Here is a 10554-nt window from a genome sequence, read left to right on the forward strand (position 1 = left end):
TTTTCGGAAGTGAGGCTTCAGCCTCGCCTACTGTATTGCGCGGTTAAAACCGCACTTGCAAATATAAAAACAGATCAATTAATTTTACGGATTGGTATAATCAACCGAAATTACAAAAGTGAGTTACATTTAATGAATAAAGATACAACACAAGAGCTGGATACGCTCGGCTTACGTTGCCCCGAGCCAGTTATGATGATCCGTAAAACAGTACGAAAAATGCAGGAAGGTGAACTGTTAGCTGTGATTGCAGATGATCCTGCAACCACTCGTGATATACCAAGCTTTTGTCGATTTATGGAGCACACTCTAGTTGAAGCTGATATCGAGCAAATACCTTATCGTTACTTAATTCGTAAAGGATCTTAAGCCAACTACAGCGTAATCTTCAGCGCCCCCCTCGAGAAAAACACCTAGATGATGGCAGTAAAACGTCCCCATCACATGGGTGATAATAAAGTGAAAGATCGTGCAGATAACAAAAGCAGGTGAGATACCAAAATGGCGGTGGTGAAAGCTAAGGCACAAAGAAGGGTGTAGATAGTTTACTCATCGGGAGCGCAACTTATGTTGCGCCTCAACGCGATTTAAACTGCGCTTACAACGCTATCAAACAACCACCCTTTAATTTAAATCAATCTTCCTGGTACATATTCTCATAAACATAATTGGTAGCTTCAATAAAACCGGGCACACTGCCGCAATCAAAACGTTTACCTTTAAATTTATAAGCTAAAACACAGCCATTTTTTGCTTGTGTTAACAACGCATCGGTAATTTGAATCTCACCGTTTTTACCCGGAGGTGTATCTTCAAGAATATCAAAAATATCTGGCGTTAGAATATAGCGGCCAATGATTGCCATATTACTTGGCGCAGTGCCCGGCTCCGGTTTTTCAACCATATCATCGACACGGAAGATATCATCTTTAATCATCTCACCTTTAATTACACCATATTTATGTGTTTCATCATCAGGCACCTCTTCAACCGCAACAATTGAACAACGAAACTGGTTGTACAAAGCAACCATTTGCTTTAATACACCTTGCTCTTCATTCACACAAAGATCATCGGCGAGTACGACAGCAAAAGGTTCATCACCCACTAACTCTTTACCCGTCAAAATTGCATGGCCAAGACCTTTCATTTCACGCTGACGAATAAAGGTAAAACGTGCACTTTGCATAATTGAGCGAATATCTTTTAATTTATCTTCTTTTGCCGTGCCGCTTATCTGATGCTCTAATTCATAGTTAATATCGAAGTGATCCATTAATGAATGTTTACCACGACCAGTAACAATACACATCCCCGTCATACCAGCTTCTAATGCTTCATCAACACCAAACTCAATTAACGGCTTATTCACAACCGGCATCATCTCTTTCGGCATAGATTTAGTAGCAGGCAAAAAGCGCGTTCCATAACCCGCAGCTGGAAATAAACATTTTTTAATCATTATTTTCTACTTATATTAGTAATTTAGAACGGTAAGTTATTTATTGATAATTTATCATTATTTTCTATAGTAAGCATCAGGTTATTTGCCTCAATGAGATACCGAGATTCTCAATAAACACACCTCGAGGATGACGGTAGAGGCAAGAAGAGCCAATATAACCTTGTTGTAATACGCTGTTGCTCTCAACATCTAGCTTATTGATTATAACCATTGGGATTATTTGACTGCCAACGCCAAGTATCCTGCATCATCTCAGCTAAACCTCGTTCAGCCTGCCAGTTTAACTCGGCAGATGCTTTTTCAGGCGCGGCATAACAAGCGGCAATATCACCCTCTCGACGAGGCGATAAATTGTAAGCAATCGTTTTTCCGCTAGCAATTTCAAAAGCTTTAACCATCTCCAGCACAGAATAACCATTACCCGTACCCAAGTTATAGATATGTACGCCAGATTCATGTTCTATTTTAGACAAGGCTTTGAGATGCCCAAGTGCCAAATCAACCACATGAATATAATCACGCACCCCCGTGCCGTCGATGGTATCGTAATCATCACCAAACACAGCTAAAGCCTTCAATTTACCAACAGCAACCTGTGCAATATAAGGCAATAAATTATTGGGAATACCATTTGGATCTTCGCCAATCAGACCTGATATATGCGCGCCAACTGGATTAAAGTAACGCAATATAGCGAACGACCAGCGTGGATCAGATTTAGCAACATCTTGCAGGACCATCTCTACCATCAGTTTTGATGTACCGTAAGGATTAGTAGTGCCCCCTACTGGAAAATCCTCTCGAATTGGCAGTGATGCAGGATCGCCGTAAACAGTGGCAGAAGAGCTAAATACCAAATTAAACACCCCTGCATCGGCCATTGCATCTAACAGGGTCAAGGTACCTTGCACATTATTTTGATAATAGGAAACCGGTTTTGCAACCGACTCCCCCACCGCTTTTAAACCCGCAAAATGCACAACACTTTTAATCTCATGCTTAGAAAAAACGCTACCAAGAAATATTTTATCTAAAATATCGCCTTGATAAAAAGTACACTCTTTACCTGTAATTTCAGCAACACGGCTTAAGGATTCTTGTGATGAATTACAAAGGTTATCAACAATAACAACCTCTTGCCCCGCGTCTAATAATTCTAAAACAGTGTGAGAGCCAATGTAACCCGCACCACCTGTGACTAAAATGGTCATGTTTATTGCCTTCTAATCTGTGATGGTTATAAATAATTTAAATTGGGGAGTTTCAAAAAAATAAAACTACAGAGTTACATTCCAAACCAGATCACCAATCTCATCTGTTGGATTAAACCCTGCCGGTACTTCTAATAGAATTTCTCGAATCTGTTGATGATCAAAACTATGACAGGCTTTATCAAGCTTCTGTAAAATCTTTTCATATTCACTGTAAGGTAAAAAGCTTTCATTGGCCGTCATAATGCGCTCATGTGCCGTTTTTCCAACATCATCACCAATCAACAACTCTTCAAACAATTTCTCACCAGGCCGTAAGCCTGTAAACTTGATTTCAATATCGCCATAAGGATTATCTGCAGATTTAACCTCTAAACCAGACAGTTTAATAAGGTTTGTTGCCAAATCCACAATTTTTACCGGCTCGCCCATATCCAACACAAAGACATCTCCACCTTTCCCCATAGCGCCAGCCTGAATCACTAACTGAGCAGCTTCTGGTATGGTCATAAAATAGCGAATAATATCGGGGTGCGTGATAGTCACGTGGTCACCTTCTGCAATTTGGCGTTTAAATAGTGGAATAACAGAGCCAGAGGAGCCTAAAACATTACCAAAGCGTACCATACAGAAACGCGTTTTAATATTTTCAGCCGATAATGACTGCAGCGTCAATTCCGCCATACGCTTGGTTGTCCCCATTACATTGGTCGGGCGCACAGCCTTATCTGTTGAGATTAATACAAATGACTCAACTTCCGCTTCAATCGCAGCCAACGCAGTGTAATAAGTACCGAAGACATTATTACGCACACCTTCAACCACATTATATTCAACCAATGGAACGTGCTTGTAAGCGGCTGCATGATACAAGGTTTGCACCTTAAAACTTTTTAACACCGCTTTTAAAAGATTCAAACGCTGCACTGATCCTAACAAAGGAATAATTTTTACATTTAGACCTTGCGCCGCAACCAACTCCGATAACTCTTTATCGATTTGATATAAAGCAAACTCAGATAACTCAAACAATACTAAAGACTTTGGTGACTGTTGAACAATCTGACGGCAAAGTTCAGAACCAATCGAGCCCCCCGCCCCTGTTACCATAACGACTTTATTTTTAATATTAGCATCGAGTAGTTCAGGTTTGGCAGGAACACAATCCCGTCCCAACAGATCTTCAATCGGCACATCACGCAACTGATCTATCGCAGCTGAGCCATTTAAAATCTCTTCAAAATGAGGAATTGATTTAACTTCAACAGGCAGATCGACAAGCGAATCAATAATCGCTTTTCGTTGTGAACGGGTCGCACTTGGCATAGCAAGTAATATTTTACTCGCATCCATTTTAGAAACTAAAAAACTTAAGTTTTTACTATTAAAGACCGTCAGGCCATTCACGACCGTTTTAAATAAGCGCTTTTCATCATCAATAAAGGCAACGGGATGAAGTTCATTCCCCTGACGTAATAAATTGACTAATTGCCGACCAGAGTCACCTGCGCCATAAATAATCACCCGCATTTTTTGTTTATTATTTCGTTGCGAAACAATCAACCGCACAAATAAACGCGTACCACCACAAAGCAAAACAAGGTAAGTGCCATAAATAATAGGGATAGAGCGAGGAATAAATACATCCCAATAATAACCAAACACAACAAGCAATAACGCAGAAACCAAACAGCTTGTAAGAATAGTCAACAACGCATGCACACTCAAATAACGTAAAATAGCGCGGTATAACCCGACCTTAGTAAACAATAAAATGGTGCTGATCCAAAGTGCAATTAGTACCTGCGAATACTCGCTTGTATCAAGGAAGCTAGCATCAGCTAAACGAGTTAAAAACGCACTGAAAAAAGCCACAAAAATGAAGAGTGTATCAATAGAAACACTAATAAAACGTTTATAGACACGAGGCATAGATAAAATTGAATTAATTAAAGTCATGGAGTCCTTGCCGAAATAGAATAAAAACAAAAAAGCCTTACCACGATACGCAAGACTAATTGAAAGAGGAATATATCACAAAAGATAGTTAAACCATGAACGGCAATCAGCGAAAACTTTGCTGCTGCAGGGCCGCATTCTAGTCAGACTTTATAAAAATCACGGTACCATTTTACAAATTCAGCAACGCCATCTTTTACACTTGTTTTAGGTTGATAACCTGTAACTTCAAATAAGCTTTTTGTATCAGCCCAGGTTTTATGAACATCACCAGCTTGCATTGGCATGAAATTCTTTTTAGCCTCAAGGCCAATCGCACTTTCAAGAGCGCTAACAAAGTCCATAAGCTTAACTGGGTTACCATTACCAATATTAAACACACGGTATGGCGCACTACTGCTAGCTGCTGAACCTTGTTCTACAGTCCAATCTTCTTTCTTGACAGGAACTTGCTCTTGAACTCGAATAATTCCTTCAACAATATCATCAATATAAGTAAAATCTCGGCTTAACTCCCCATTATTATAAATATCGATCGCTTTATCAGCAAAGATACTTTTAGTAAACTTAAATAATGCCATGTCCGGACGGCCCCATGGTCCATACACGGTAAAGAAGCGTAAACCAGTGGTAGGGATATCATAGAGATGAGAGTAGGTATGCGCCATTAACTCATTCGATTTTTTGGTCGCAGCATACAATGAGATGGGATGATCGACACTGTCTTCTGTTGAAAAAGGCATTTTACCATTTAACCCATAGACAGAACTGCTCGATGCATAAACAAGATGTTTAACTTTATTATGACGGCAACCTTCAAGCACATTTAAATGCCCAACCAAGTTACTATCGGCATAAGCCATCGGATTATCAATTGAGTAACGAACACCCGCTTGAGCAGCAAGGTGAACCACCCGGTCGAACTTTTCAGCTTCAAATAAAGCAGCCATTTCATCACGAGAAGCGATATCAATTTTTGTAAATTGAAATAATGGATGCGCAATGCGCTTTAATCGTGCTTCTTTTAAATTAACATCATAATAATCATTTAAATTATCAATACCAACGACTTGATGACCAGCGTCACATAAACGTTCAACCACTGCACTACCAATAAAACCAGCACTCCCAGTTACTAAAAACTTCATATTACTCACTCTTTAATCAGCGCCAAATAGATCGCGCGTATAAACTTTATCGACTACATCAGCTAATTCTTCAGCCATTCGATTCGAGACGATCACATCGGCCTCGGCTTTGAATTCATTCAAATCTTTAATCACACGCGAGTGGAAGAATTCGTCCTCTTCAAAAACTGGTTCATAAATAACAACTTCAATCCCTTTAGCTTTAATGCGTTTCATAATTCCTTGAATACTTGACGCTCTAAAATTATCAGAGCCAGATTTCATGATCAAACGATAAATCCCCACTTTTTTAGGATTACGTTTTAGAATAGATTCAGCAACAAAGTCTTTACGTGTAGTGTTCGCATCTACAATTGCACCGATAATACTATTAGGAACATCGGCATAATTAGCTCGTAACTGTTTTGTATCTTTTGGTAAGCAATAACCACCATAACCAAATGATGGATTGTTATAATGGTTGCCGATACGAGGATCTAAACAGACACCTTGGATAATATGAGCTGCATCCAGCGCGTGTGATTCAGCATAAGAATCCAACTCATTAAAATAAGCCACACGCATAGCAAGGTAGGTATTAGAAAAAAGCTTTACTGCTTCCGCTTCAGTCGAATCGGTAAACAGAACTTCTATATTTTCCTTCTCTGCACCTTCAACAAGCAGGTCTGCAAAAACCTCTGCACGCTTACTTTGCTCACCAACGATAATACGAGAGGGATGTAAATTATCAAACAGTGCGCGCCCTTCACGTAAAAACTCAGGAGAAAATAAAATGCTTTCACAACCCATTTTCTCTTTCACTGATTTTGTATAACCCACAGGTACGGTAGATTTAATGACCATCACCGCATTTGGGTTAATATCCATTACATCTTGAATAACGGCTTCTACCGATGACGTATTAAAATAGTTTGTCTTCGGATCATAATCGGTTGGTGTTGCAATAATCACATATTCAGCATTTTTATACGCTAATTGTTTATCTGTAGTCGCGGTAAGGTTTAGCGTTTTGTTTACTAAAAAATCTTCAATCTCAGCATCTGCAATTGGCGATTGCTGATTGTTTATTAGTTCCACTTTTGCAGGGATGATATCAACGGCAATAACTTCATTATTTTGCGCTAACAATACCGCATTTGAAAGACCGACGTATCCTGTACCTGCAATAGCTATTTTCATTTTATTCTCTGCTTACTTATTAGCTTTATAGTTATTTAGTATTAACACGATCACCTGAACCGCTACCCGTAGCCGTCATAATGATATATTTAAAATAATGCTTAATAGTTAATGTTTGAATCATTTTTTGATCTGTTTCTGCAAGCAATTGCGGAGTCGACATATCAATAGTATTTACCTGTGCAAGCCCTGTAATGCCAGGAAGCACAGCATAAACGCCACGACTGTCTCGCTCCGTAATCAACTCTTCTTGGTTGAATAAGTTAGGACGAGGCCCGACAAAACTCATTTCACCTTTTAATACATTGATCAGTTGTGGTAATTCGTCAATTTTTGTTTTACGAAGGAAGCCGCCTAGTTTTGTTATCGATGCAGTGCTTGCAAGATGACTTGCAACAGATTTTGTTTCTACCGACATGGTACGAAACTTAATTAGTTTAAAAGGCTGTTTATTTTTACCAACGCGTACTTGGATAAAAATAGGCGAGCCCGTGTCAAAATAACCAATAATAGTGACAATTACTAAGATTGGAAAAGTTAGCACGAAGCCAACTAGTGCCATAAAAAAATCAAGAACTCTAACAATAAAATGATTCATATAAATAATTACTTGTTGTTTTCAAGAAAAGCATCAGCTGTTTTTTTCATAGATTCTGCTGTGCTATAGGGTGGTTGCCAGTTTAACAGCTCTTTCGTTTTAGATATATCAACTTGTAAAGAACCACATAAACGCTCTGATATTGCAGGTTTACCAATCAGCTTAGCAGCTATATAGAACCATGAGCTAGGAATAGGTATTAATCTAGTTGGCACGTTCAATGCAGTAGCCATATTAGATAACAATTGCGATGTTGAAACATCGTCATCATCTGAAACTAAAAAGGTTTGATTAGCTGCATTGGGGTGCTCTATACAGGTAGTGATAAGATCAACCAAGTTATCCACAGACACTAAACTGCGTCGATTATCTTTAATGCCACCTAACGGTAAAGGAAGTCCTTTGTTCACCCACTTCATCATAGAAGCAAAGTTCGCCTTAACACCTGGGCCATAGACCAAAGGAGGGCGGATAATTACCACTTCCATCCCCGTATTTTCTGCTATTTTTCGCAATCCAACTTCCGCTTCATATTTGCTCAGGCCGTATGGATCAGTCGGTATAAAGTTATCACCCTGTTTAAACGGAAAACCAAGCTCTGTAGATTCACCATTTACTTTAATTGAACTAATGAAAATAAAGCGTTTAACACCAGCTTTTGCCGCTTGTTGTGCAAGATTAAGCGTACCGTGAGTGTTTACTTCTCTGAAATCTTCGAGAGGATCAACTGAATTGTCGTTCATCACATGGGCACGAGCGGCACAGTGAATAAAACAGGAACCTTTAAATTCAGATAAATCAATTTCACTTGGGCTACTTAGATTACAAACCATAAACTGCGAGCCTGACATTAAAATAGGCCTAGATCGCCCAAGACACACTACTTCTCTATTTGATAAGTTATTATACAAATACCGACCAACAAAGCCTGAGTACCCCGTTAATAGAATCTTCATATTAATAAATCTCTTATAATCCCAACACCAAAAAAATCTTCTTTTTGATAAGAACGAAACTCTTGATTTTTCAGAGACTCAATTAATGAGGGTAATTCATCTAACTTATTACAAGCAATAGCAAAATTATTTTTATTTACGTAGTTTGCTAGTTCAATCTGATGGTGATCAATTCTAGATAAATTGGGAACAACTATAAGTTTTTTTCCCTTCTCTAACATAGAATACACAGATCCAGCTCCAGCATGCGTTATGATGAAATCTGCTTCATCTATATAGCGTTCTATATCGCTAGAAAACTCAAAAAACTCAATATTACTCGGCTTATAATTTGCAGAAGAGGAAATTTGTGCCGTAAAAAAATATTTGGATTGATTTACAAATATAGTATCGATAGCTTTTATTAGGATATCAAATTCTGTAGTTCCAACCGTAATGAAGATCTTAAACATTATAATCGCCCTACATACTTGCCGTTTGGTAAAAACTTTTTAAGTTCTATGTTTTGGTAGAACACATTATTGGTTATATGTTTGAGCACTTTAGTTGTAAATGTTAAAGATTCGAACTTTGACCATGTTTCAAAATGAATAATTACACACCCCATCATTTTTGCAACTAAGCATACCAGTATACAAACGCCTGGCCCCATAGAAATAATATTATGAATATTATGCTTTCTTAAATAAGAATATATCTTCCTTATTTGAGAAAGCATTTCAAATAAGGAGATTATCTTACCTGTATACTTATCTCTAAACTCTTTCAACTCCAAATGAGCTTCAGACCAATTTGGTTTTTCCCCCGAGTCAGTTAGACTAAAAAAATTTATCTCATCACCAGTAATAGAAAGCTGATGGCATAAACGATCAGCCTGTTTTTTATGACCACCGCATCCATAAACTATAAGTACATTTTTCATCGAGAAGGCTCTCTTATTTTTGATGTTAATGCAAAAACCCAAATAAATGTAATGATTGGATTGGAAATATAAAACACATTCGAATTGGATACAGATGCAGCTAATAAAGCAATTATCAACAGCATTTGAAAATAACTAGCTCTTTTAGATATAAATAATATATACATATAAAAGACAAAACTAATCAGAATACCAAAACGGAGCAAAAGGAAAATATATCCATTATGTGGGTTATTTGTTCCTTCCTTTGACCAATGGATTGGAACGAATGCTTTAGAGAAATCGCCAAAGAAAAAATCTAAATAAGATAGATCTGAAGCGACATTCAATAGTTGCGTATTCCAAATATAGTTTCTACCATTTGTTATGATTAACAAAAGGTCATAAATATAATCGTTAATAAAAGAAAAATAAAACACAAGAAACATAGATAAATACATCATACATATGAAAAACCTGTTAATAGAGCGCCCAAAAAAGAACTGGGTAATGATATATGATGAAATTGACAATATGATCAGTAATGGTGTTTCTGTACTACAAAAGTATGCTACACATAAAAATATTAATATATGAAACCAACTAACAAGCTTTTTGAAACCATGACAATATATATTTATAATTATAAATAGCGTTGCAAATACATCGATATTTGCTGGGCTTCCTTCAATCCCATGAAATGCTCTTGAAATAAATACGCCATCAAAACTAAAATGTCGATATTTTTCAGGAAATATAAAAAATGAAACTAATGAAAGTACCAAGTAAGCATAAAAACAAATTGTAATTAATTTATTTAATTCAAATTTGTCAATATTTGATTTCCTGATTGTTAAATATGACGCACATAATAGCGCCAAATAAAAAACAGGGAAAAAAGAACCTACATCTACCTTTGATAAAAAATAACTTAAAATACCGAAGGCTAAAGCCATTATAGAAAAGAATATAAAATAAATTGATATATTGCTATATAATGAAAAACCGATAATGGTCATAGCTAAATAGAAAATAACTACTAAGTAATTAAAGCCTGGCACATGAACTATTACATTAAAAAATGCAAGAAAAACATAACAAAAGTTAACTTTGAGCAAGGGAAAAACCTATAAAAAC

11 protein-coding genes are annotated in these 10554 nt (G+C 37.2%); 1 reads left to right on the forward strand and 10 read right to left on the reverse strand.

Annotation, left to right across the window (positions count from 1 at the left end):
• The first annotated feature begins 132 nt into the window (after positions 1-132).
• Entirely contained in the window at positions 133-369 is a 237-nt protein-coding gene (gene tusA, locus AC4GME_RS07490; RefSeq protein WP_490378150.1) for a sulfurtransferase TusA, read from the forward strand.
• A gap of 265 nt (positions 370-634) precedes the next feature.
• On the opposite strand, the gene galU is transcribed toward tusA, so the two are convergent.
• The 10 genes from galU to AC4GME_RS07540 form a co-directional block, all read right to left on the reverse strand.
• The gene (gene galU, locus AC4GME_RS07495; RefSeq protein WP_490378151.1) at positions 635-1462 is read right to left on the reverse strand and encodes a UTP--glucose-1-phosphate uridylyltransferase GalU; all 828 of its coding nucleotides are present in this window, start codon (positions 1460-1462) and stop codon (positions 635-637) included.
• Between the two features lie 197 nt (positions 1463-1659).
• Positions 1660-2676: a UDP-glucose 4-epimerase GalE gene (gene galE, locus AC4GME_RS07500; RefSeq protein WP_490379195.1), complete on the reverse strand. Its 1017-nt coding sequence runs from the start codon at positions 2674-2676 to the stop codon at positions 1660-1662.
• A gap of 66 nt (positions 2677-2742) precedes the next feature.
• Positions 2743-4635: a polysaccharide biosynthesis protein gene (locus tag AC4GME_RS07505; RefSeq protein ID WP_490377913.1), complete on the reverse strand. Its 1893-nt coding sequence runs from the start codon at positions 4633-4635 to the stop codon at positions 2743-2745.
• 143 nt (positions 4636-4778) lie between these two features.
• Entirely contained in the window at positions 4779-5783 is a 1005-nt protein-coding gene (locus AC4GME_RS07510) for an NAD-dependent epimerase (protein WP_490377914.1), read from the reverse strand.
• Positions 5784-5795: 12 nt separating this feature from the next.
• On the reverse strand, positions 5796-6962 hold the full coding sequence (locus tag AC4GME_RS07515; protein ID WP_490377915.1) for a nucleotide sugar dehydrogenase: 1167 nt from the start codon (positions 6960-6962) through the stop codon (positions 5796-5798).
• 31 nt (positions 6963-6993) lie between these two features.
• Positions 6994-7560, reverse strand: coding sequence for a sugar transferase (locus AC4GME_RS07520; protein WP_490377916.1), 567 nt, complete (start codon positions 7558-7560; stop codon positions 6994-6996).
• An 8-nt stretch (positions 7561-7568) separates the two neighbouring features.
• Positions 7569-8516 carry a UDP-glucose 4-epimerase family protein gene (locus tag AC4GME_RS07525; protein ID WP_490377917.1) on the reverse strand — a complete coding sequence of 316 codons (948 nt, stop codon included), beginning with the start codon at positions 8514-8516 and terminating at the stop codon, positions 7569-7571.
• Positions 8513-8968 carry a PssE/Cps14G family polysaccharide biosynthesis glycosyltransferase gene (gene pssE / locus AC4GME_RS07530; RefSeq protein ID WP_490377918.1) on the reverse strand — a complete coding sequence of 152 codons (456 nt, stop codon included), beginning with the start codon at positions 8966-8968 and terminating at the stop codon, positions 8513-8515. The genes AC4GME_RS07525 and pssE overlap by 4 nt, the downstream gene beginning before the upstream one ends.
• Positions 8968-9438 (reverse strand): PssD/Cps14F family polysaccharide biosynthesis glycosyltransferase, encoded by a 471-nt coding sequence (gene pssD, locus AC4GME_RS07535; RefSeq protein WP_490377919.1) that lies wholly within the window; start codon positions 9436-9438, stop codon positions 8968-8970. The genes pssE and pssD overlap by 1 nt, the downstream gene beginning before the upstream one ends.
• Positions 9435-10535 (reverse strand): hypothetical protein, encoded by a 1101-nt coding sequence (locus tag AC4GME_RS07540; protein ID WP_490379196.1) that lies wholly within the window; start codon positions 10533-10535, stop codon positions 9435-9437. The genes pssD and AC4GME_RS07540 overlap by 4 nt, the downstream gene beginning before the upstream one ends.
• Positions 10536-10554: the final 19 nt, after the last annotated feature.

It is taken from the genome of Psychromonas sp. (assembly GCF_983033635.1).

Excerpts from the sequence above, each read along its gene's own strand:
- tusA (WP_490378150.1), top strand. The coding sequence starts at position 133 with ATGAATAAAGATACAACACAAGAGCTGGATACGCTCGGCTTACGTTGC.
- galU (WP_490378151.1), bottom strand. The coding sequence starts at position 1,462 with ATGATTAAAAAATGTTTATTTCCAGCTGCGGGTTATGGAACGCGCTTT.
- galE (WP_490379195.1), bottom strand. The coding sequence starts at position 2,676 with ATGACCATTTTAGTCACAGGTGGTGCGGGTTACATTGGCTCTCACACT.
- AC4GME_RS07505 (WP_490377913.1), bottom strand. The coding sequence starts at position 4,635 with ATGACTTTAATTAATTCAATTTTATCTATGCCTCGTGTCTATAAACGT.
- AC4GME_RS07510 (WP_490377914.1), bottom strand. The coding sequence starts at position 5,783 with ATGAAGTTTTTAGTAACTGGGAGTGCTGGTTTTATTGGTAGTGCAGTG.
- AC4GME_RS07515 (WP_490377915.1), bottom strand. The coding sequence starts at position 6,962 with ATGAAAATAGCTATTGCAGGTACAGGATACGTCGGTCTTTCAAATGCG.
- AC4GME_RS07520 (WP_490377916.1), bottom strand. The coding sequence starts at position 7,560 with ATGAATCATTTTATTGTTAGAGTTCTTGATTTTTTTATGGCACTAGTT.
- AC4GME_RS07525 (WP_490377917.1), bottom strand. The coding sequence starts at position 8,516 with ATGAAGATTCTATTAACGGGGTACTCAGGCTTTGTTGGTCGGTATTTG.
- pssE (WP_490377918.1), bottom strand. The coding sequence starts at position 8,968 with ATGTTTAAGATCTTCATTACGGTTGGAACTACAGAATTTGATATCCTA.
- pssD (WP_490377919.1), bottom strand. The coding sequence starts at position 9,438 with ATGAAAAATGTACTTATAGTTTATGGATGCGGTGGTCATAAAAAACAG.